At 69.2% G+C, this 21926-nt stretch carries 22 protein-coding genes and 1 pseudogene; 15 read left to right on the forward strand and 8 right to left on the reverse strand.

Features of this window, described 5'->3' with window-relative positions:
* Nucleotides 1-73: 73 nt before the first annotated feature.
* The 3 genes from FHS29_RS34855 (at nucleotide 74) to FHS29_RS34865 (ending at nucleotide 3420) form a co-directional block, all read left to right on the forward strand.
* Nucleotides 74-1462, forward strand: a complete 1389-nt coding sequence (locus FHS29_RS34855; protein ID WP_184698719.1) for a hypothetical protein — start codon at nucleotides 74-76, stop codon at nucleotides 1460-1462.
* Between the two features lie 421 nt (nucleotides 1463-1883).
* Nucleotides 1884-2084 carry a hypothetical protein gene (locus FHS29_RS34860; RefSeq protein WP_184698721.1) on the forward strand — a complete coding sequence of 67 codons (201 nt, stop codon included), beginning with the start codon at nucleotides 1884-1886 and terminating at the stop codon, nucleotides 2082-2084.
* 469 nt (nucleotides 2085-2553) lie between these two features.
* A complete protein-coding gene (locus tag FHS29_RS34865) occupies nucleotides 2554-3420 on the forward strand; it encodes an AraC family transcriptional regulator (RefSeq protein ID WP_184698723.1) in 867 nt (288 codons plus the stop codon).
* Between the two features lie 397 nt (nucleotides 3421-3817).
* Here FHS29_RS34865 and FHS29_RS34870 read toward each other — a convergent pair whose 3' ends face one another.
* The gene (locus tag FHS29_RS34870) at nucleotides 3818-4687 is read right to left on the reverse strand and encodes a LysR family transcriptional regulator (RefSeq protein ID WP_184698725.1); all 870 of its coding nucleotides are present in this window, start codon (nucleotides 4685-4687) and stop codon (nucleotides 3818-3820) included.
* A gap of 111 nt (nucleotides 4688-4798) precedes the next feature.
* Between FHS29_RS34870 and FHS29_RS34875 the strand changes: the two genes are divergently transcribed.
* Genes FHS29_RS34875 through FHS29_RS34885 form a run of 3 tightly spaced genes read left to right on the forward strand, consistent with a single transcriptional unit; the run spans nucleotide 4799 to nucleotide 6545 of the window.
* Nucleotides 4799-5377, forward strand: a complete 579-nt coding sequence (locus FHS29_RS34875) for a dihydrofolate reductase family protein (protein ID WP_184698727.1) — start codon at nucleotides 4799-4801, stop codon at nucleotides 5375-5377.
* Complete coding sequence (locus tag FHS29_RS34880) at nucleotides 5377-5841, forward strand: pyridoxamine 5'-phosphate oxidase family protein (RefSeq protein ID WP_184698729.1); 465 nt, start codon at nucleotides 5377-5379, stop codon at nucleotides 5839-5841. Before FHS29_RS34875 ends, FHS29_RS34880 begins: the two co-directional genes overlap by 1 nt.
* 44 nt (nucleotides 5842-5885) lie before the next feature.
* The gene (locus tag FHS29_RS34885; protein ID WP_184698731.1) at nucleotides 5886-6545 is read left to right on the forward strand and encodes an urease accessory protein UreD; all 660 of its coding nucleotides are present in this window, start codon (nucleotides 5886-5888) and stop codon (nucleotides 6543-6545) included.
* A 925-nt stretch (nucleotides 6546-7470) separates the two neighbouring features.
* Here the strand turns inward: FHS29_RS34885 and FHS29_RS34890 are convergent.
* Both FHS29_RS34890 and FHS29_RS34895 read right to left on the reverse strand, forming a co-directional pair.
* Nucleotides 7471-8298: a phosphotransferase gene (locus tag FHS29_RS34890; RefSeq protein WP_221457228.1), complete on the reverse strand. Its 828-nt coding sequence runs from the start codon at nucleotides 8296-8298 to the stop codon at nucleotides 7471-7473.
* Between the two features lie 33 nt (nucleotides 8299-8331).
* Entirely contained in the window at nucleotides 8332-9117 is a 786-nt protein-coding gene (locus tag FHS29_RS34895) for an SDR family NAD(P)-dependent oxidoreductase (RefSeq protein WP_184698733.1), read from the reverse strand.
* A gap of 62 nt (nucleotides 9118-9179) precedes the next feature.
* Between FHS29_RS34895 and FHS29_RS34900 the strand changes: the two genes are divergently transcribed.
* Nucleotides 9180-10421, forward strand: coding sequence for an MFS transporter (locus FHS29_RS34900; RefSeq protein WP_184698735.1), 1242 nt, complete (start codon nucleotides 9180-9182; stop codon nucleotides 10419-10421).
* A gap of 5 nt (nucleotides 10422-10426) precedes the next feature.
* Entirely contained in the window at nucleotides 10427-11038 is a 612-nt protein-coding gene (locus tag FHS29_RS34905) for a TetR/AcrR family transcriptional regulator (RefSeq protein WP_184698737.1), read from the forward strand.
* 256 nt (nucleotides 11039-11294) lie between these two features.
* On the opposite strand, the gene FHS29_RS34910 is transcribed toward FHS29_RS34905, so the two are convergent.
* From FHS29_RS34910 to FHS29_RS34925, 4 genes and pseudogenes are all read right to left on the reverse strand, one after another.
* A complete protein-coding gene (locus FHS29_RS34910) occupies nucleotides 11295-12176 on the reverse strand; it encodes an FtsX-like permease family protein (RefSeq protein ID WP_376774511.1) in 882 nt (293 codons plus the stop codon).
* Complete coding sequence (locus tag FHS29_RS34915; RefSeq protein ID WP_184698741.1) at nucleotides 12167-12475, reverse strand: hypothetical protein; 309 nt, start codon at nucleotides 12473-12475, stop codon at nucleotides 12167-12169. The genes FHS29_RS34910 and FHS29_RS34915 overlap by 10 nt, the downstream gene beginning before the upstream one ends.
* Nucleotides 12476-12478: 3 nt before the next feature.
* Nucleotides 12479-13127, reverse strand: a pseudogene (locus tag FHS29_RS34920) (ABC transporter ATP-binding protein).
* Nucleotides 13128-13161: 34 nt separating this feature from the next.
* Nucleotides 13162-13962 carry a CPBP family intramembrane glutamic endopeptidase gene (locus tag FHS29_RS34925; RefSeq protein WP_184698743.1) on the reverse strand — a complete coding sequence of 267 codons (801 nt, stop codon included), beginning with the start codon at nucleotides 13960-13962 and terminating at the stop codon, nucleotides 13162-13164.
* Nucleotides 13963-14095: 133 nt separating this feature from the next.
* On the opposite strand from FHS29_RS34925, the gene FHS29_RS34930 reads away from it, so the two are divergent.
* The 7 genes from FHS29_RS34930 to ppk2 all read left to right on the forward strand — a co-directional run bounded on the left by FHS29_RS34930 (nucleotide 14096) and on the right by ppk2 (nucleotide 21708).
* Nucleotides 14096-15379: a sensor histidine kinase gene (locus FHS29_RS34930; RefSeq protein WP_312865240.1), complete on the forward strand. Its 1284-nt coding sequence runs from the start codon at nucleotides 14096-14098 to the stop codon at nucleotides 15377-15379.
* On the forward strand, nucleotides 15379-16029 hold the full coding sequence (locus FHS29_RS34935) for a response regulator (protein WP_184698779.1): 651 nt from the start codon (nucleotides 15379-15381) through the stop codon (nucleotides 16027-16029). The genes FHS29_RS34930 and FHS29_RS34935 overlap by 1 nt, the downstream gene beginning before the upstream one ends.
* Before the next feature lie 790 nt (nucleotides 16030-16819).
* Nucleotides 16820-18100, forward strand: a complete 1281-nt coding sequence (locus FHS29_RS38395; RefSeq protein WP_184698745.1) for a PucR family transcriptional regulator — start codon at nucleotides 16820-16822, stop codon at nucleotides 18098-18100.
* A 156-nt stretch (nucleotides 18101-18256) separates the two neighbouring features.
* Nucleotides 18257-18598 carry a beta/gamma crystallin domain-containing protein gene (locus tag FHS29_RS34945; RefSeq protein WP_221457229.1) on the forward strand — a complete coding sequence of 114 codons (342 nt, stop codon included), beginning with the start codon at nucleotides 18257-18259 and terminating at the stop codon, nucleotides 18596-18598.
* Nucleotides 18599-19287: 689 nt separating this feature from the next.
* Nucleotides 19288-19563 carry a hypothetical protein gene (locus tag FHS29_RS34950; RefSeq protein ID WP_246441180.1) on the forward strand — a complete coding sequence of 92 codons (276 nt, stop codon included), beginning with the start codon at nucleotides 19288-19290 and terminating at the stop codon, nucleotides 19561-19563.
* A 483-nt stretch (nucleotides 19564-20046) separates the two neighbouring features.
* Complete coding sequence (locus tag FHS29_RS34955; protein ID WP_184698749.1) at nucleotides 20047-20436, forward strand: HPF/RaiA family ribosome-associated protein; 390 nt, start codon at nucleotides 20047-20049, stop codon at nucleotides 20434-20436.
* A 288-nt stretch (nucleotides 20437-20724) separates the two neighbouring features.
* On the forward strand, nucleotides 20725-21708 hold the full coding sequence (ppk2, locus tag FHS29_RS34960) for a polyphosphate kinase 2 (protein ID WP_184698786.1): 984 nt from the start codon (nucleotides 20725-20727) through the stop codon (nucleotides 21706-21708).
* A gap of 3 nt (nucleotides 21709-21711) precedes the next feature.
* On the opposite strand, the gene FHS29_RS34965 is transcribed toward ppk2, so the two are convergent.
* Nucleotides 21712-21855 (reverse strand): hypothetical protein, encoded by a 144-nt coding sequence (locus tag FHS29_RS34965; protein ID WP_184698751.1) that lies wholly within the window; start codon nucleotides 21853-21855, stop codon nucleotides 21712-21714.
* Nucleotides 21856-21926: the final 71 nt, after the last annotated feature.

Below are 21926 nucleotides of genomic sequence, written 5' to 3' on the forward strand. Positions count from 1 at the left end.
GCCTGCGGTGCCCTGGGCGGACACTCCGAGCAACGCCGATCCGAGTCCCGGCTGCCTCCGAGAGGAAGGCGACATGGCAAACAACGAGGTCCCGTTCCAGAACAACATGAAATTCGGCAAGGGGTTCAACCGCCTGACCGGTGAGGTGTTGGCGTCGCCGGCCGTCAAGGGTTCGGTCTCCGTGCTGGGGCAAGCCGGCGGCCAGGTGGTCAAGTCCGACTGCGTCACGATCCAGGACGTGACCACCCTGCACGAGCAGCTCGGTATCGACATCGCGGCATCCGGCTCCCACGGCCCGCTGTCGGGAAACGCGAAGGTGCAGTTCGCGAACGAATGCGACTTCTCCACCTTCTCGACCTATGTCGTCGTGCGGGTGAGCGTCGAAAACGCGTTCGAGAGCTTCGACGACCCCGTCTTCACGGCGGACGCGGAGGAGTTGCTGATCAACAACAATTCCACCCGGTTCCGCGCACGGTTCGGCGACTGTTACATCCACGGCCTGAAGAAGGGTGGTGAGTTCTTCGCCATCTACCAGATGACCAGTACCTCGAAAAGTGAACGGCAAAGCCTCGCGGTCGAGGTGAACGCCGCGTTCGACGGGGTCGTGACCTCTGCCGAGCTCGCCGCGAAGGTGCGTACCGCCAAGTCGCAGAGCGCCAGTCACCTGGAGGTGGGCGTCCACGTCTTCCGGCAGGGGGCCATCTCCGGGGCCGACCTCGATCGCGACGACATCATGAAGACGGCCAAGGGTTTCCCCCTCGCGGTGGCGGGGGCGAACGCATTCCCCTTCTCGGTGACGGTCCAGAACTACACGGCTCTGCGGAGCCCGAACGACCAGTTCAACTTCATCGAGATCGCCAACCAGCAGGACGTCCTGGCGGACCTGATGCGGAAGCGGTTCGAGTTCCTCGAGCTGCGCGACGACTACTCCTACGTCCTGAAACACCCTGCCGACTTCGAGAACCCCGACGGGACCGCGGTGGACCCGGACGTCGTGGACAGGATGCGCCTCGAGATCGTCTCCGCGATCAACACGATGCAGCGAGAGGCGGTGACTTGTTCGAGGCAGCCGGGGCAGTGCGCGTTCACGGAATTCGACGCCGGCCGGTTCGAGTCGGCGAAGCCGAGGCTGAAGCAGGGCGCCGGGACACCACCGCCGCCGCCGGCCAACGCGATGCCGAACCTGACGGGTCAGTTGGCGCAGCCGATCATCAGCCTGCTGGCGTGCGTCAACCTGGAGGGTGTCGACCACTGTCTGAACTTCCTGCGAGGAGAGCTGAACGGGCTGGGCGTCGACCCCAGGGCATTGGCGAACTTCTTCTTCCAGGTCACGCGCAGCGGGGTCACGCCGGAGGTCAGGGGTGATGCCAGTCGGCCGGGCGCGAGGATCAAGTCCCAGTTCCCAGCTCCCGGCGTTCCGGTGGAACCTTTGTCGACCATGAGGTTCGAGGTGACGCAGTAGGACGTGCCGTAGTGGAACGTGCGGTAGCAGAAGACGCTGACCATCGGCACGCTCTGCGGCCGCTACAAGTGGCACAACGCGGCGGGGCGGCCGATCTACTACTCGGGCAAAGGCACGGCGTGGCAGATGACCCGGCACGGCTACGGTTGTCGGTGCTGGGAGGATGACCGTGGAGAGTGCTCGGGAGAAGCTCGCATGGCTGCGGTCGGAGGACCGCGGTCAACTCGAAACGGTCGCCGCAAGGTGGTCGCGACGGCTCGGTGTCGGTCTGGACATCCGGGACGACGCGAGGTCCGTGCCGCGTGGCGGGCTTCGACCCCGAGCGGCCGGCCGAGTTCGAGGTCCCTCGAGGACACCCCGTGGCGTCGAGCGAAGTCCAGGAGCGGCTCCGTTCGACGCTGGCCGTCGTGGTGCACGTGTGGTGGCCGTTGCTGCCCAGCGCCGGGGTGGTCAGGGTCTGTCCCCGCGCGAGGCGCTCGTGGAGCACCGGGAGCAGGTGCTGGAGGACGGCGAAGGACCGTGGCTGCTGCTGGAGGAAAGCCTGGCCGGCGGGTTGTACATCGACCCCGTGGTGGACGAACACGGCAGGCGGGAGGTCCTGCTCCGCGCAGTCCCCGACTGACCCACGCTCACCGGGCACGCACCGCCGCTACCCGAGGCGATCACGGTCGACATCGAGGAACCGCACCTGTGGCAGGCCGAGCGCGGGGGTCTTCCTCCGGGCCGACCGTGCCTTGCGGAGGCCGCGTCCATAGCGGCGTTGGCACGCCTGGAGTTGGCCGACGCGGTACGACTTCGACCGTCTCGTCACTAGCTCCGCCCCAGGTGACCCCGCCGTTCCTGCACTTCGGGTACGGCGACCACACCCTGGACGCAGATGGACCTGTCCTGCACCCACGGCCGAGCACTCTCGACGGGATCAGACCCCTCAGAGGTGCGATGACCCGCAGCAAGCCGGAGCGTCACAGGAGAGCACCACACGACCAGCGGCATGACGGCGCGTGGGGCCCAGGAACCGATCGGATCGGTTCGCTGTGATCGGGCGCGGTCGGGGTGCCTTCGGTCAAGGTTGACGAAGGAAGGAGGGCCTCATGATCTCGGCACTCAACCGGCTGGTCGATCACGTCGAGGAGCGCTTGGGGGAGGAGTTCGACGTCGACGGGTTGGCCGGGACGCTCGGCACGACCGGGTATCACCTGCGCCGGATGTTCTCGTCGTTGGCGGGCATGCCGCTGTCGGAGTACGTGCGCCGGCGCCGCATGACCGTCGCCGCGGCCGACGTCATCCGGGGCGACGACCTGCTGGGCATCGCCGTCCGGCACGGGTACGGCTCGACCGAGGCGTTCGGACGCGCGTTCCGGGCGGTCCACGGCGCCGGCCCCGGTGACGTCCGCCGCGACGGAGGCCCCCTTCGCGCACAACCACAGCTCAGGTTCCGCCTGACCGTCGAAGGGACCAATCCCATGGACACCCGAATCACCGACCGCCCCGCGTTCCGGCTCGTCGGACACGCCGCCCGCGTCCCGCTGATCCACCACGGGGTCAACCCGCACATCCAGCGGCACATCGCCGCGTTGCCGCAGGAGGAGCACCTACGGCTCAAAGCCCTCGGCGACACCGAGCCGGCGGGCTTGCTGCAGGTCAGCGACGACCTCGACCCCGAAGCCACCGAGGGCAGCGAACTGACCTACCTGCACGGGGTCGCCGTCTCCCGGGACACGCCGGTCCCCGACGACCTCGACGGCATCGAGGTGCCGGCCGGCAGGTGGGCGGTCTTCCACGCCGAGGGCCCGTACCCGCAGGCCCTGCAGACGACCTGGGCCGCGACCGCGACCGAGTGGTTCCCCTCCAACCCGTGGCGCCTGCGGCCGGGCCCGTCGATCGTCACGGTCCTCGACCGCGCGGACGACTTCAGCACCGCGACCTGCGAGCTGTGGCTGCCCGTCGAACCGGCCTAACCGACCCTCCCCGGGATCTATCCGCACAGCGTCAAGGACCCGCCCCCGGCCGCCTCCCCGTCACCCGACGGGCAGGCGGCCAGGGTCGAGGCACGAACGCACATCGGCATGAGAGTGCGTTGGGTTGCCTGCCGACCTGTGGCAAGGCCCGCGATGCAGGCGTCGGCACCGGGTGTTCCCGTGCCGACGCCAACTGCTCCGTCGAAGGTGCGGACGACGTCGGCCGAACTTGAGCGAATGCCCGTCCAGTGCTCAAGTACACGTAGAAATGCTTACCTTGCTGTGGACGTTACACAGCTGTACTTTCCGTTCGAACATGACCAATGTGGAGCTCGTGAACTGCGGTTCCGCGTGATGTGATCGCGCGGCGGGCGGCTGGTTTCCGCGCTACTTGAGGTCATGTCCTGTGGGTTTGTGCGTGGCGGAGGAAGGCGGCGGCGGGAGGGCTGAGGTCGTCGGTGCGCCAGACCAGGGCGTAGTCGAAGGTGGGACCGCCTTCGATGGGCAGGCAGGTCAGGTTCGGGCGTGGGTAGAGCTGTTCGACCTGGGCGCCCACGAGGGTGACGCCGTGTCCGGAGGCGGCGTAGGCCAGCATCTCCTGGAACCCGGGCAGGGTGGTGATGCCGGCCGCCGAGCGGGTTGTGGGCAGGTGGTGCTCGACCCAGTATTCGGGCAGGTCTTGGGCGAACAGGAAAGTCTGTTCGGCGAGGTCGTCGGTTGTCACCAGCGCACGCCGGGCCAGGGGGTGGGTGGTGGAGACGGCGAGCAGCGCGGTCTCGGACAGCAGGACGGGCCCGACGGTGAGATCGGGTTCGGCGACGGGCAGGGGGAGTACGGACAGGTCGACCTCGGCTCGGCGCAGTGGTCCGTACAGGTCGGCCAGGGCGGTCTCGAGGATGTTCACCCGGATGCCGGGTGCGTGACCGCGGACGGCGTCGATGAGCGTCAGCACCCGGCGTGCCACTGCGGCGGACATGTAGCCCAGGCGCAGCTCGCCCGTTTCGCCGCGCCCCGCGGTGACCGCCCGCTCGATCGCGGCTCGGACCTGGGCGTAGGCCGGGCTCAGGTCGTCCAGCAGTTGCCGGCCCAGCGGGGTCAGGTCCACTCGCCGCGTGGTCCTGGTGAACAGCGGTGCGCCGAACCGGCGTTCCAGTTTCTTGATCGTCTGGCTGATCGAGGCGGGGGCCAGCCGCAGGCGTTCCGCGGTGCGGGCGAAGTGCAGTTCCTCGGCCAGCGTGAGGAATACCTCGATGTCCTGCCGTTCCATACCCGGATTATTCAGCATGGCTGAACAATCGTGGTGGATCTTCTCGTTGATCACCGCGTTGCCCGGAGCCAGGATCGGTCACGACCGGCAAAGAGATCCAGGAGGCGACCCATGTACGACACCGAGCCGCAGACCGCGGGCGGGAAGGTGCTCTGGCACTTCACGATGTCACTGGACGGGTTCGTGGCGGGGCCCGGCCACGCGATGGACTGGATGGCCGGGCTCTCGAACCGCCCGGGGCTGATCGACGAGTACGTCAAGACCACCGGCGCCGTGCTGGGCGGCAGGGACGGCTGGGACCTGGCCGTCGCGTCCGGCGGCCGTACCTACGGTGGCGCCTGGGACGGACCGGTCTTCGTGCTCACCCATCACCCCGAGGACGCCACGCCCGCCGACGGGGTCACGTTCCTGAACTGCGGGCCGGCCGAGGCGGTGCGGATCGGACTGGAGGCGGCCGGCGGCAAGAACCTCGAGGTGCTCTCGCCGACCATCGGCCGTCAGCTTCTCGACCTGGGACTGGTCGACGAGATCGACCTGCACATCGCTCCCGTCCTGCTCGGTGCGGGCATCCGGCTGTACGACAACCCCGGCGCAGCGCCGATCCGCCTGCATCGGGTCGGCGAAGGCGACCCCGCGTCGGAAATCAACGTGCGGTACCGGCCTCACCCGCTTGCACCGGTGAAAGCCTGATGTGGGCCACCGTTCCACGACTGCTTGCCCTGCATCGCTACCTCGTGCTCGGGACCGTCGACCCTGCGGGCAACCCGTGGGTCACCCCCGTGTTCTACGCGGCCGATGGCGAGCACCGAGTCCTCTGGGTGTCCTCACCAGACAGTCGCCACTCACGCAACATCGCGGCCTGTCCCACCGTCGCCGTCACGGTCTTCGACACGCACGCGCCCATCGGCCAAGCGGAGGCCCTCTACCTCGAAGCGACCGGCAGCATGGTCAACGATCAGGGTTGCACTGTCGCCGTCGAACTCCTCAACGCACGCCTGCCGACCGGTCGGCAACTCGCAACCCGCGATCTCGCACCAGAGGGGCCACTGCGGGTTTATCAGGCGAACGTCACACGGCATTACGTGCTTATCCGGGGCGGTGACTCGCGCTTCGACAACGTCACCGACACCAGACTTCCCGTCGAATCTCCGTGACACAGCAAGCGGCCCTTCCTCGGGACCAAGCTCAACTGCAACACTTGCCGCTGGGCGGCGACGTCCTGGGGTTGCCCGTGGAGGTCCGGCCCGGCGCCGGGCTCAACCTGCGGGGGATCGGCGCGACCCTCGTGCTGCCTGGTCAGCACCCCGGCCCCAGCCGCATGTCGGTGTCCTTCCAGGTCGCCGACGGCGGCCGGCTGGAGTATCTGACCGAGCCGACCATCGTCGCCGCCGGAGCCGACCACCACGCCGAGCTGCGCGCGGACCTCGCCTCCGACGCCCTGCTGCGGTGCCGCGAGGTCGTCGTCCTCGGTCGCAGCGACGAACCACCCGGCCGGTTCCGTGGCGACACCCACGTACACCGCGACGGCACCACCCTGCTGCGTGAACATCTCGACCTCGGCACTCCCGGTCTGGACGCTTGCTCCACCCACCTGGCAGGCCACCGCGTCATCGCCGCGGAACTGCGCATCGGCGACCCCGACCCCGGTGAACCGGTAGCTGGCGACTGGTGGTCCCTCGTGCCCCTGGCATACGGCGGCTCACCGGCGACCGCCCTGGCCGGGGACACCATCACCGCCTACCACCTCCTCGACACCGCCACCTCCGACCGCCCCGGACTACCCGCGCGCGACCGCGAACCGATCGTCGGCCCGGGGCGTCGCGACCGTGAACCGGCTTACGCCATCAGCCCTGGCTAACGCTCGCGCACTCGGACTGGGCGATCCCTAACGGTCGTATCGGCCGCAACACCCCGGCCGGGATCGACGCCTGGGGTCGCCCACCTGACCGGCATCGAGCATCACCTGCACCTGTTCGACACCCCGCCGGGCGATGATCGAATACCTGTTCCGTCGCACCGGCGGCATCGTCGGCCTGTCGGAACGGCTCATCGAGGAGGGCTGCTTGCACGCCAAGGACACCGGTGCCGAACCACCCACCGACCTGCTCGACGAGAGCACCGTACGAGCAGTTCGCCGTGGATTCGGCGGTAGTCCCAGATGGGATTCGCGCGCGCCAGGCGCAGCACCAGGAGTCGGATTGAGCGAATGGTCTGTGGTCGGGCGGGCCGCTTGGGGCGGCACTTGGCGGCGTGGCGGCGGGCGGGGAGGTCCCGGTGCCACCACAGCACCGTCTCCGGGCGTGTCAGTAGGCGGAGCTGATGAAGCGTGACGACCGGAGTCGGTGCAGGAGCGCCGCGTGGAACATCCGATCGACAGGGAGAACCGAGGGCGGGCGTTGCCAAGTTGGTGTTCCAGGACGGTGATCTGATGCCGTAGCGGCAGGATCTCCACGTCCTTGTCCAAGTCGTTCATGGGCAGCAGGCGCAGCAACGCGAACGCGTTGGTCACGCCGAGGTAGGCCAGTCGGAGCGGCACAGCCGATCACCATGCCGAGCTGGTCGATGCCGTGGCCGATGACAACCGTGCCCGTGAGCGCTTCGAGATATTGGCGTCGCGCGTCTTCTACCTGCATGGATGAGGTTACCGGCATGCACAGCCTCGACACCGTGTGGAATCAGGTGGATGCGCTCGGGTGGGACGCCTTCGGTGCGGGCACGGTTGTAGTAGAACGAGCTTGGTGCGATGACCGCGTCCGGAGCCAGCAGTGATGCGTGCGGCACGGTCAGCCCACCTCGAAGGCGGCACGCAGGGCGTCGCGGTGGGCTCGTACGTAACGAATGTCCGCCTCGTACAGGTCGGCGTGGCCATCGGCGATGTGCTGCCGGAACGCCTCATTGCCCTGCGCCGCTTGGTCACGCATGAAGTCGATGAGCGCCTGCAGCCGGTCGGGGACGACATCGACGACATCGACGCCCACCTCCGGTCCGTACGCCCGGCAGAAGGCGGCGACCCGGCGCCCCTGCTCCTGCGGAGTGCCGAAGCTTTCCGTGTTGTCCGGGCCCTGCAACGGCGCGAACCGGTAGACGGCGTAGGCGACGTCCCAGACCCTGGGCCCTGGGTGGGCGGCGTCGAAGTCGATGAATCCGACCGGCATGCCGTCCTTGACCACACAGTTGTACTGGGCGGCGTCGCCGTGGCACATGACCTCGGCCGGCTGCCGGGCCGGGAAGAGCCAGGGGTCGTCGAGGTACGGCTGGAGCGTGACGCTCGCGTCGTGTAGGCCCCGCAGCAGGGTGGCGACAGCGGCGAGCAGTTCTGGCGTGCGCAGGTCGGGTGTCAGTACCTCGGGCACCTCGCCGTCGAGAAAGGTGAGCATCTCGTCGCCCTCGCCGTCGAAGCCCCGTGGCTCCGGAGCGCCGTGGAACCCGTGATCGTGCAGGTGCCGCAGGAGTCGCTGGATCGCCGGGGACGCCGGTGACACCGGCCGGTGCACCACGTCACCGTTGCGGCGCACCAAGTTCACGCCGCCCTGGAATTCCTGCCATTCAGTCATGTGGTGCTCGCTTTCCAGTCCGTGCGTCGTGGTCTGGCACCGGCGCAGGAAGATCATTCGAACAGGCAATCCGGACGCTGATCCGACGAGTCAGGCCAACGAGTTGAGCAGGGCCGCCGTCCGCTGCTCAAGGTAGGGCCGCATGTCGTAGCCGGTGGAGATCCACGGCTTGCCGGCCTCCATCGCCGTCACAACCATCTCCCCCGCCTCGTCGATGCTGGTCCCGCTCTTGAGGAACGCCTCCACGGAGGGCACGAGGTCGTCCCGCATCGCCACCCCCGCATCCAACGAGCCGGTGTTCGCGATGATGTCCGTGGCGACGGGGCCAGGACAGATCACGCTGACGTCGATGCCGTGCTCGGCGACGGCCGCACTGAGCGACTCGGACAGGCCGACCACCGCGAACTTCGTGGTCGTGTACAGCACGTTCGGGCCGGCCACGAGCCCAGCGCCCGAGGCGGTGTTCACGATGTGCCCCGTCCGCCGTTCGAGCATCCGTGGCAGGAAGGTTTGGACCCCGTTCACCACGCCGGTCAGGTTGATGGCAAGCGTGAGATCCCACTTTTCGTAGCTCAGCTCGTCGATGGCGGAGTACGGCGCGATCCCGGCGTTGTTGAACAGCAGGCCGACCGGCCCCAGCGCCCGCTCGGCCTCGTCGGCGACCTCGGCGAACGCGGCACGGTCGCGCACGTCCAGCCGGTAGGTCCGCACCTCCGTCACCTGCTTCAACTCTTCACCGCTGCGTTGCAGCGCCGGCGCGTCGACGTCGGCCAGCGCGAGGCTCACTCCCCGCTTGGCGAGAGCACGCGCGATGCCCAGCCCGAGCCCCCTCGCGCCGCCGGTGATGAAGGCGACCGAATCCGTCCAGTTCTGCATGGAAGCATCTCTCTATGTTGGTATAACTAGTCTATGTTGACTGACACAGTAGCGTGTTCGGCATGGAGATGACGACTGGCAAGGTGCTCACCACCGGAGGCCACGCCACGCTCGGCGTGCTCGTCGGGCTGCAGGTGCTCGACAGCGTGGACGGTGTGATGCTCGTGGTGTTCGCGCCGGAGATCAGCAGGTCGCTCGGCATCGACACGGACGCCATGGGCGTCCTGGGCGCGATGGCCGTGGTGATGGTCGCCCTCGCCGCCGTGCCGCTCGGTCTGCTGGGAGACCGGCACCGCCGTACGACGATCGCGGGGCTCGCGACCCTGGCCTGGGCGGCCGCGGCCGGGATGCTCGGCGTGGTCCAGAACTTCTGGCAGGCGGTGGTGGTGCGCATCGTGGCGGGCGTGGGCAAGGCCAACGAGGGGCCGATCCAGTCCTCGCTGCTGGTCGACGCCTACCCGTCCGCAGGGCGTGGTCGCGTGCTCGGCCTGCACCGCGGCGGCCAACCCCTGGGAATCATCATCGGACCGTTGCTGGCGGCGGCGTTCGCGGTACTGATCCCCGAGGAGAACGAGCCGTGGCGCTGGGCGTTCGCATTCCTCGCCGTGCCCGCGCTGCTGCTCGGCCTCAGCGCGTTGCGACTGCCGGAACCGCAGCGCGGACACGTCACGACCACCCCGCGAGGCGCGTTCGCGCAGCTGCGTGACATTCGCACGTTCGTCCTGGCAGCTCTCGCGCTCGGCGCGTTCGGCATGGCCGTGACCACGGTGCCGATCTACCTCAACGTCCTGCTCGAGGAGCAACTCGGGCAGGACGCCGCGGACCGCGGCCTGATCATGTCGGTCTGCGCGCTCGGTGGACTCGCCGGCGCGGCGCTCAGCGGCTGGCTCAGCGACCGGCTGTTCAAACTCAGCCCCAAGGGATGCCTGTACCTCGCGGCGGCCGCGCTCACCCTGCTGGGCATCGGGTTCGCCGTGCAGGCGCACGCACCGGACGTCGCCACCTACGTCGTCGTCGGGGTGATCACCCAGGGCATGACCTTCGCGGGCGTCGTCCCGCTGAGCCTGGTCGTCGCCGCGGTGACGCCACGGGAGATCCGTGCCACGGCGTTCGCGCTGATGGGTGTCTGCACGGCGGCCATCGGCGGGCTGGGCGGGGCGCTGCTCACCGGCCTGGCCAAGGTGCTTTGGGGTGAGCAGACCGCGGTCACCGTGGTGGCACCAGCAGGCTCGGTGCTCGCGGGGCTGGTGCTGGTCGCGAGCGCGCGTCACGTGCTGGGCGACATCGCGCGGCTCGTACGATGACCGGCGTGACCTCCCCAGGGCAGCGCCGGATCGACGAGATCGGCGACGAGAGCCGGCGCCGCATCCTGGACGCCGCCGAGGAACTGTTCGCCGAACGCGGGTTCGACCGCACGTCCTTCGTGGACATCGCCAAGCGCTCGGGCATCAGCCGCGGCTCGATCCCCTGGCACTTCAAGAACAAGAACGGTCTCGTGATGGCCGTCGTCGAACGCGCGGTGGAACGGATCTGGCCCGCCTCGCGCTACCAGTCCGTCCCGTCGCTCACCGAGGTGTTCTCCGAGACCACCCGGCTGCTGAACGCCGGAAACTCCGCGCTGGTGTTCATGATCCTCGTCGAGGCCCTCAACGACCGGGGCGTCGTCCGCGAGCAGTACAAGGAATTCCTCGGACGCCGCCGCGAAGGCATGGAAATCCTGCTGCGCCTGCGCCGACCGGCGGACGCCGACCCCGCGAAGGCCGTCGACCAAGAGCGCGCCGCCGCCGTCGCGCTCAACGGCGCGCTCCTGGGCATCCACCTCCAAGCCCTCGTCGATCCGGACTCGGTGGACATGCCCAGCGCACTGATCACCCTCGCGAGCATGTTCGACAAGAACATCGCGGACGTCTGGCGCTCCTGACGACGCGGACCGCCTGAGCCGGTGCTGATCCGCAAAGGTGGGACTTTCTCGCCGTCACGGCCCGCGGAGGATCGTGACGGAGTGGCCGACGACGTCGATCGGTACGCTGGTGTCGATCAACGCACTGAGCCGATCGTCGGCATCGCCACTGAGCGCGGACACGGAGTCGCCGGAAGCCTGTGAGCCAGTTGGCGCGAGCGGTCTGGATGACGAGCAGGTGCAGAAGTGGCGCCGGACCACACCGAGGCGAAGGTGTTCAGACACAGCGATCCAGACCCCGTAACGGCGGCGGAGCCTTCCTCGACGTGACCTCGGACGGGTCACGTCGACCCGGTCGGGCAAGGGGACAGACAGGATGGACTCGGGGACGTGCCCGTGCAGGCGTCGAGGCGACCGCCACCCCGTCCACCGTCGCGATGCGGTCCGCGCCCGTTCCGGTGGAGGTCACCACGAGCTGTGCCTTCACCGAGCGCTCGGCCTCCGCGCCTTCCGCCGCGGCCAGCGAGGCGAAGGTGCCCGCCAATCCGAGCAGCAGCGAGGTCAGCACGATCAGCGGTGCCGCGGTGGCCGCGCTGCGCCGCACCCCGTCGCGCAGGTTGGCCCGCGCCAGCCCGGCGAGGGTGCTGCCGCGCAACAGCGCGCCCAGGAGCCGCGCCAGGACCGGCACCACCAGCGGGCTGAGCATGCTCATCGCCACCGCGCCGAACATGGCGATGCCCAGCGCCGCCAGCATGGCGCCGATCAGGTTGGCTCCCTGCGCCCACACCACCATGGCGACGGTGCACGCCGCGAAGGCCGACCCGACCAGCCAGCGGGAGCCGGTCATCACGGTGGCCGCCGCGCCGGTCTCCCGCAGTGCGTCGAGGGGTCGAATCTTCGCCGCCCGCAGCGAAGCGCCGAACACACCGGCCAGTGCCACGCCGACACCTGCCGTCCCGGCCACCACCACGGCCCCCGCCTGCCAGGCCGCGGTGAACCCGCCCGGCAGCAGCCCTATCTCGATCAGCAGCCAGGTCTGCCCGAACGTGGCGACCACGCCGAGCGGCACGCCCACGGCCGTGCCGACCAGCCCGAGCAGCAGCGATTCGGACAACAGCAGCACGCGTAGCTGGTGGCGGCTACGACCGGTCAGTCGCAGGAGGGCGAGATCCTCGCGGCGCTGGGCAACGGTGTGGGCGAACGTGGAACCGAGATGAACACCGCGAGAAAGATCGCAAGGAAGACGGTCACGCCCATGACCGTCGCGGCACCCACCAATCCCTCGCGGAGCTCGTCCTCGTCTTGGCGGGAGAGGCCCGGTGGAATCCGCGGTTCACCCGTGGCGACCAGCACCAGCAGCGATGCCCGCACCGGCGCCCCACCGACGGCCACACTCAGGATGGCGCCGACGAACAACTCCCGGCGCTCGCGGAACGTGCTGAAGGACAGTCGCACCACGGTTCAGCTCTCCCACCGCGCGAGGTGCTCGGCGACCAGGGACGTGGTCGGCCTGTCCAGCCGGTCCACGAGGTGGCCGTCCGACAGGAAGACCACCGTGTCGGCGCCGGCCGCCACCGCCGGGTCGTGCGTCACCATGACGATGCTCTGCCCGGCCTCCCGCACCAGGCGGCGCAACAGCTCCAGGACGATCTTCGCCGAGGTGGAGTCCAGCGCACCGGTGGGCTCGTCGGCGAACAGCACCGAGGGTCGGGAGATCATCGCGCGGGCGATCGCCACCCGCTGCTGCTGACCACCGGACAGTTCTCGCGGTTTGTGCCTGGCCTCGGTCACCGAGCCCGACGTCGGCCAGTGCCTGGCGCACCTCCGCCCTGGACACGCGAACCCTGGCAATCTTCGACGGGAAGGCCACGTTCTGTTCGGCGGTGAGCGGACCGATCAGGTTGAAGCTCTGGAACACGAAGTCGATCACGCGTCGCCGCAGCTCGGTGAGCACGGCGTCCGACGCGTCGGTGATGTCCCGGTCTGCCGGCAGCGCCCGGCCGCTGGTGATCTTGTCCAGTCCGGCGGCGCAGTGCAGCAGTGTGGACTTACCGGAGCCGGACGGCCCCAGGACGGCGGTCCAGGTGTCTGCCGGGCAGGTGAGACTCACGTTGTCCAACGCCGCGACGCCACCGCGGAACCGTTCACGGCCGCAACCTCCCGGTGGCCAGCACCCAGGCGGCGAGTACCGCCAGGGGGACCGTGATGAGCACCGTGACGGCCAGGACGTCCACGTCCGGCAGCAAGAACCCGACCAGCAGGGCCAGCATCATGTTGTTGCCCGCGTGGGCGAGGCTCGCCGTCCACACACTGCCGCTGCGCACCCGCAGCCAGCTCAGCAGAACCTCCTGACACACGAACGACACCGTCCACGCCGTCAGGCCAACCGCGACGTTCTCGAACTCGATGTAGCCGACGAACGCGAGCGGGTAGTGCCACACCGCCCAGATCAGGCCGGTCGTCAGTGTCGCCGCCACCGGGCGGCCGGGGTGCACCCGCTGCCGCAGGTAGCTGGTCCAGCCGAACTCCTCGCCCCAGTAGATCGGCGTGAGCAGCGGGACGACAAGCAGCAGCACGGCGACCAGCGCCCAGCCGGGCAGCCCGGCCACCTGACCGTCCAATGAGGCCGGCCGGGCACCGGACAACGCGGCCACGGCGGCGGTGGCCGCGACGAGAGCGGCAGGCCCCAACCACGCCGCGAGGTACTGCGGCCACGCCGCGCGAAGCCGCAACCGCAACCCGGCGTCCGCGAACCCCTCACCGGTCACCCACCGCCGCACGACGAACGCGGCCACCGCCGGCGCGAACGCGAAAGGTAGTTGTACCAACGGGTTCACCAACGAGAAGCCGAGCGCCCACGCGCCGATCATGCCCAGCCAGGCGAGGCCGAACGCGAGGCCGAGAAACACCGGGAGCCCACTCAGGCGGGCCTTGACGACAACCATGCCGCCAACAAGACCAGCCCCACGCGGTCCGGTCACTGACAGTAAGAGGCCATTGAGAGGTAGTGGTAGGCATACCCCCGGACTACGGACAGAGGGCGGGCCGCGGCCCGTCGGCTCGGCTACCGTTGGCCGGGTGCTCAGGGGGAAACCACGAACGTTGCGTGAAGCGCTGACCACCAAGCGCTTTCTGGTCAGTGGATGGCCGTGGCGCGCCTACGGCCACCTGCTCGGCACGCCGGTCGTGGCGCTCCTGGTCCTGGTACCACTGGCGGTACCGGCCGCGCCGTGGTTGCTGACGGCGGCCGGTCTGCAGCGCCCGGCGCCCATGTCGTGGACGTGGGTGCTGGTGCTCGCGCTCGTCGGCGGACTGCTGCTCGCCGCGACGCTCCCATGGTTGGCCGCGCCGGTGGCTCGGGTGGAACGACGTCGCCTGCGGCTGGTGGACGACCGGCCGCTCGACCCGCCGCGCGGGCCCATCCAGTACACCGACCCCGCGACATGGCGCGCGGTCGCGTACCTGGTCCTGCTGGTCACGGTGGGCGCCCTGCTGACCGCTGCGACCGGTGGCCTGCTGCTGTTCCTCGTGCTGCTCGTCGGGTCACCGTTCCTGGTGGACGGCACCTCGCAGGTGTCGCTCGGGTTCACCACCGTCGCCACCCCGGAGGCAGCGCTCCCCTACGCGGTGGCCGCAGGCGTCGCCCTCCTGCTGTCGCCGTACCCGGTGGCGCTGCTGGCGTCGGCGCACGGCGCGGTAGCCCGTGCCCTGCTCCGTGACAACGGTGAACTGCGCGCCGAACTGGTCGAGGTCGCGCGGTCGCGGGCCCGGTTGGTGGACCTGTTCGAAGCTGAGCGCCGCCGCGTCGAGCGCGACCTGCACGACGGCGCGCAACAGCGGCTCGTCGGGCTCACCCTCCGGCTCGGAATGGCCAAAATGGACCTCGAGCCCGACTCACCCGCGCACGCGGAGGTCACGGCCGCACACGACGAAGCCAAGAACCTGATGACCGTGCTGCGCGAGCTGGTCCGCGGCATTCACCCGAGGGTGCTCACCGACCGCGGTCTCCCCGCGGCGCTGGGAGAACTGGCCGACCGCGCGCCCATTCCGGTGAGCGTGCGCGCCGACATTCCCGACCGGTTGCCCGCCGCCATCGAGGCGATCGGGTATTTCGTAGTGGCGGAGGCGTTGGCCAACGTGGCCAAGCACAGTCGCGCGGACACGGCCACCGTCTCCGCCTTCCGGCAGGCCGGGACGCTCGTGCTGGAGATCGGCGACGACGGCGTTGGCGGCGCGGATCCGTTGCGCGGCACCGGGTTGACCGGGCTGGCGGACCGGGCCGCCGTCGTGGGTGGACGGATGTTGCTGTCCAGCCCGCCGGGTGGTCCGACCGTGGTGCGTGTGGAATTGCCGTGTCACTGATTCGAGTCGTCCTCGCGGAGGACGGTGTGTTGCTGAGAGCCGGGCTTGCCGGGCTGTTGGAGCGGTTCGGGTTCGAGGTGATCGCGCAGGTCGGTGACGCGGACGCGCTGACGACGGCGGTCGCGCGGACCCGGCCGGACCTTGTGGTCACGGACATCCGCATGCCGCCGGGCTTCACCGACGAGGGACTGCGGGCCGCCGTGGCGCTGCGTCGGGCGGACCCGGGGCTGGCGGTCGTCGCGTTGAGCCAATACGTGGAACGCAGCTACGCCGCCGAGTTGTTGGACTCCGGCGACGGCGTGCGGGTCGGGTACCTGCTCAAGGACCGGATCGTCGATGTGGAGGACTTCGTCGCGACGCTGCGCCAGGTGGTGGCGGGCGGCACCGTGGTCGACCCGCAGGTGGTCCGCCAGCTTCTGGTCCGCAGGCGTGACCCGCTGGCCCGCCTGTCCGCCCGCGAGCACGAGGTGCTGGCCCTGGTCGCCGAGGGCCACTCGAACGCCGCGATCGCGGCCAGGCTGGTCGTCACCGAAGCGGCTGTCGGCAAGCACGTGGGCAACATCCTGGCCAAGCTCGCCCTGCCGCCGACCGAGGACGGCAACAGGCGGGTGCTCGCCGTCCTGACCTACCTGCGCGCCACGACCTTCTGATCGCCGGTCCCACCAGACTACCGCAAGTGGCCATTCAGGTTCATTTACCAGTGGCGCTGTCATGGTGCCACTTCGCCCACGACCATGTTTCATGTTGCATCATGTGGGCTGAGTTGACCGACGACCTGGTCGAGCAGGCCTGTGAGCTTCCGCGACGCCGCACAGATCCTGTCCCGGACACTCGAGACCGACATCGAACCACCCCCGGCCCGAAACACGCTCGTGTGGAGGGCCTCCCCACGGCACTTCTCCAACCACAGGTTCGAATCCTGTCGTCCCGACGGCCAAGGGGTCCTCGCATAGTCAGGAGACCACCAGCTGCAGCTACCTCCTGGCGGCGGCCCAACCGACCCGCTACCTGTCCGAGCACTCCCCGGACCCGGAATCCGACGAGGCGGCCGAGGACCCGTGCGAGGTCACCCGCGCCCACGTCGAGCACTTCCAGGCGTGCGTGATCGACACCCGCTCGGCGACCGCCCTCGACAAGCTCAAAGGGTTGCCGCTGAGGACACGTGCTCTCGAAGGTCCGCGAGCTGTCACGATGGCCCACGAGCGGACGGGTGCCGGTTGAGGGTTGGAATGGCAGGTTTGGCGTGAACAAAAGTTGACTGGTCGGTCGCTTTCTGTCCCTCTTGCGAGCTACACGTGGATGTCCACCGCACGGTGATGTTCCCGGGTCGCCGAATCCATAGGTTTGCCGTAGTCGCGACGTTGGGGGAGCGGACAGTGCGAAGAAGCCGTGGTGTGGTTGGTGGAGCGGTTTTAGGCCGTTGCCGTTCATTCGGCGTCGGTGACGATCCGGGCGTGCTCGACGTCCTGGGAGTCGGCTTCCGGGCGAGTGGTCGGGTGGTCGGGTGGTGCGGTCCGGCCGGCGGTGCTGACCGTGTCGTGTGACGAGGAGACGGACCGGGCGGTGTGCGGTGCGTTGGAGGCCCAGCTCGCCGGGGTGGCCGGGCAGTTGTTGCTGCGGAGCGAGGAATTGGTGGCGGCGCAGTTGCGAGTTGTCGGTGCGATCGGCTCGTACCGCGCTGTTCCGCCGTCGGAGGTCCGGCCGTCCGCGCACCGCAACGTCGTCCGGGTTGTGGCGGCGCTCCGCGGTGCGGAGCACCCGGCGGCTGGTGCGGTCGAGGAGGACGAGCAGGAGACCGGGCGGCGTCGGGCGTTGCAGGGCATACCCAGCGCGGACGTCCTGGTCGCCTACCAGAGGGGCATCGCGTTGCTACGCGACGAGTTCCTTCGGGCAGCGCGGGCCGAGGGGCTCCCGGCCGACGCTGCGCTGCTCGGCGTCCAGCGGATCTGGCAGGTAGGCGACCGCTACAGCAACGACATCCTCGCCGGTCACCGCAAAACCGGGTTCGACCTCGTCCACCGCGAGGGGCAGCACCGCAGGATGCTGCTCACCCGCCTGCTGGAGGGCACGATGACGACGGAACAGGTGGTCACGGCCGGGGTGGGCCTCGGGCTCGCCGCCGACCGGGACTACTGGGTCCTGCGGGCGCGGTCCGCCGGCAGCGATCCGGTGACGCTGACCAGGGTGCTGGAACGCGCGGTCGGCGCGCAGGACACGGTGCTGATAGGCGATTACCGCGGTGACGCGGCGGCCGTGCTGTCCCGGCCTGTCGCCGACGAGCCGGCGGGCGACATCACGGTGGGATTGGCGGGCCCAGCCGTGCTGTCCCGGTTGGGCGTCGCGTTCGCCGAGGCCACACGACTGCTGGAGGCGGCGATCAGGTTCGGCCGTGGCGGGGTCGTGGACCGCGGGCGGATGGCGCTGCGGCTGGCAGTGGCGGACGAGCGGGAGTTGGGGGAGTACCTGCACGCACGCTACGTCGAACTGGTGTCCGCGGAGAGCGCCACCGGTGAAGCACTGCTCGCCAGCGTCGAGACCTACTTGTCCCGGCGGCGGTCGATCCCCGAGGCCGCCGCCGCCCTGTCCGTCCACGTCAACACCCTGCGCTACCGGTTGGCACGCTTCGCCGCGCTGACCGGGGCGGACCTCCAGGACACGGAAACCGCGTTCGAGGTCTGGTGGGCCCTCCAGTACCGCAATTTGTGCGAATCTCCAATGTGAAGTCGGCTGATATCGTACCGCCGCACGTTGCCCGCCCGTCGTGCCGGTTGTTATGGTTTTTTTATCGCCGGCGCACGACGCCGGAATTTGTTCTTCGAGAAGTGATACCTGTGCTGTGAAGGGGTTCAGTTGTCTCGAAAGGTCAGAAAGGCTGCGGTGACCGCGCTGGCGGCCGTCGCGATGACGGCTGCGGTTCCTGCCGGCTCGGCGTGGGCAGTCGGAGAAGTTCCGTGCAACAACAACGAGTTCGCGCGGGTCACCGTCCACTCCACCAACATGTCCAGTTACAACATGTGCTTCGCGAACGCCGGGAGCATCCGCATCTACGACCGCAACGGGCACAGAGTCTGGGTCACCGAGATCCGGTCGGGGAACAACCGCGTCCAGTGGTTCGGGGACGGGCAGTGGCAGCCGGCGTCGCCGATCGGGAAGTGGACTACGTTCACCTGGCCGAACCACCCCGGCGGGGTGAGGCTGGAAGAGTTCCGGATCCTCTGAGCCGGCTCTGGCACGCTGCCCCGTCGTGCTCGACCCCGCACCGCGGTCGAGCACGACGGGGCCACGTGTCGGCGGCCAGTTCGGTCAGCGCATCGTCTGCTCACGGGCGAGGGCGTCGACCGTGAGCACGTGGATGGCGGGATGCGCGGTGGAAGCCGCAGACCAACGGCCGTCCCGTCGGCGCAGAGGGGCGCAGTCTCCGGCACAGCAGCGCCGCCACCTCGCGCCGCCGGTCGTCGCCCACCGGGCGCCGGGGTGGGCGCGTCGCCTTCGCCCGGCTGCGCGGCCTCGCGCCGATCTCCGCGATCATCGTGCTCCCGGTAGTCGGTGGCCTGGTCAGCGCGGTGTCTCTCCAGGTCGACAACCTGGTCAACGCGCTTCAGATGATGTCGAGGGCGCTCTGCTGGTCTAGGTCCAGACCTTGGTGCTGGTCGTCAGGGAGATGAACTTGTCCCTGGGGTCCAGGGTCGGCCTCGTGCCTGGCACCGCGGAGTGGCCGACCGTGCCGGTCGGCGCGGGCCACGGGCTCGGCTTCACCACGTCGGCCGCGCCCTGTCCGCGATCCGCGGCAACATCGACGCGGCCAGGGCAGCGGGTACACCTTCACCGTGACCTTGTGCCGTAGCGCCGTTGATCCCACGACCTCGAGTACCGCCGCTGCGAACCGGTCCTTCCCGGACGATGCTGGAGTGGTGGAGGACCGTTACGTGGTGATCAACGGCCGGCGGTGGCGAGGCACCGATCCGGCGATCCCGGAGGAGACGGCCGCGCGGCTGCGCAAGGCCCTAATGTCGGCACGGCGCGATGTCGGCGCGGCACTGCGCGCCGGTGACGAGGTGGCGGAGGCCCAGGCCCGCCGCCGGGTCCACGCGGCGAAGGTGGCACTGGGCGAGCGCGGGACGCCGTGGTGGGAACAGACCGCCGAGGAACGCCGGCAACGCTGGGAGTCGGCAATGGACCTTTGACGTTGCGGCTTGCGCACCGGTCATGACGCGGCTTGCGCACCGGTCATGAATTCGACTGAATCGCACCTCAGGGCAGCTTCAGCGGCGCGCGGGGTCCGGTCGCCAGGCGTCGGCATGGGAAGCTGTCACCCGGTTGAAGCAGCCGTTGGGGTAGTTGTCATGGGTATGACGCTGTCGTTCACAAGGGTCACGCCGGAGGAGCCGGACCGGGCGTTCGGATGGCCTTGACCTTCACAGTGGAGTGGTCGTAGTCGTGATCCAACTCGGCTGTAGCCTCCGGGCTTCTCGACCGTGTGGGGCTCGTTGCTGCCGTCGTGGTGCAGTCGGCTTCCGCGTTGCTCGGGTGGCCGGGGCCTCGATGACGGACTCGCGCTTGGCGCTCGCTCGTGCCGACGGGGAACCGCAGCGGATGCCGCTGGGTTTGAGCCGGCCGCTCCCGTGGTACCGACCAAGACCATTGTTGTCCCGTTTCGGAGGGTGTTCATGCAGATCCAGGTCAACACCGACCACAGCATCCACGGTGGGGAACGACTGGCCGCCTATGTGACCACCGACCTGGAGAGCGGCCTGTCCCGGTTCAGCGGGTGGTTGACCCGGGTGGAGGTGCACCTCAGCGAGGACGGGGGTGGCAAGCCGGAAGACAAGAAGTGTGTCATCGAGGCGCGGCCTGGGGGTAGGCAGCCGGTCGCGGTCACCCACCACGCGACCACCGTGGACGACGCGTACGCCGGGGCGGCGCACAAGTTGGCGAGGGTGTTGGATTCCCGGTACAGCCGCGCCCATGACCACAAGGGCAGTGACAGCATCCGTCACATGCCCGCTCCGGAAGACCCGGAACAGGTCGGCGCGATCGAGGCCGAGCCTCAGAGCTGATCAAGGCGGCCGGGAATCCCGAGCGACCTGACCGGCGACAACCTTCCTCGAGACCGGTATTGCCTCTGCGCGGCACTCTGTTCAGCCTCGACGCCCGCCACCACGTCCTCTGCACCCGCGGCAGCGTCCCCTTCTACGGCACCGGTCCCGGCATGTACATCCCCACACCACTGCCCTGCCGCATGATCGAGATCGGGCCCGGCGCCGGCGCGAGGGCGCCATGCCTTCTACATGTGAAGCGAAATGTCGGTTTACTCCCGGTTCGGGCGGGGGTACTTGCGGGTCATGATGGCCGAGCCTGATCTCTTCTCCGCGGCCGAGGTGTTCCCCGAGCTGTCCGGCGAGATCAAAGTCCGCTTCCCCGAGGGGGAGGAGCCGGTGCTGCTGCGCCCGGACGGGACCGAGGTCGACACGTGGCGCGAGAACTACCCGTTCGCCGAGCGGCTGGGCCGGGTGGAGTACGCGCGGGCGAAGCGGTTGTTGCAGATCGAGATGCTCAAGCTGCAGTACTGGGTCCAGGACACCGGTTCGCGGGTGGTCGTCGTGTTCGAGGGCCGGGACGCGGCGGGCAAGGGCGGGACGATCCGGCGCTTCACGGAGAACCTGGACCCGCGCGGTGCCCGGGTGGTCGCGCTGGGCACCCCGACCGAGCGCGAACGGGGGCAGTGGTACTTCCAGCGCTACGTGGAGCACCTGCCCACTGCGGGGGAGATGGTGCTGTTCGACCGGTCCTGGTACAACCGCGCGGGCGTGGAGCGGGTGATGGGCTACTGCGACGACGGGCAGTACGAGCGCTTCCTGCGGCAGGCGCCGGAGTTCGAGCGGATGCTGGTCGACGACGGCGTCGTCCTGGTGAAGCTGTGGTTCTCGGTGTCGCGGGCCGAGCAGCGCACCCGCTTCATCATCCGCCAGGTCGACCCGGTCCGGCGTTGGAAGCTCAGCGCCAACGACCTGGCCTCGCTGGACCGCTGGGACGACTACACCCAGGCCAAGGTGGCGATGTTCCGGGCCACCGACACCGCCGAGGCCCCGTGGACGGTGGTCAAGAGCAACGACAAGCGCCGCTCGCGCCTCGAGGCGATGCGCAGCGTGCTGGCCCGTCTTGACTACGCCGACCGCGACCTCGAGGTCGTCGGCGAACCGGACGGGCGCATCGTCGGCGCCGCGAACACCCTGCTCGAAGAGGGCGAGGACGAAACCTCGCTCAGCCCGACACCCATTGCCGCGGACATGACCCACGAACCCGGTCTGCACCCCGACGAACCCGCGTGAGCGCTACCGCGCCGAAGGAGTGATCAACAGCGTCAGGCTGGTGGCCGCGTTCTCCAGCCCGTAGCGGGCGACGAACCCCTGCCAACGGCCGGTCGTTTCCAAGTCGTAGGAGCGCGGTACCGCCCGGTCGAACCCGATGCCGCGCAAGGGCAAAGCCCGGCGGCCCGGTCGGATTACCACGTCGCTTGCGCGGACGGGTCCGAGGAGGGCTCGTCGTT

It is taken from the genome of Saccharothrix tamanrassetensis (genome assembly GCF_014203665.1).
In the GTDB taxonomy this organism is placed as follows: Bacteria; Actinomycetota; Actinomycetes; order Mycobacteriales; family Pseudonocardiaceae; genus Actinosynnema; species Actinosynnema tamanrassetense.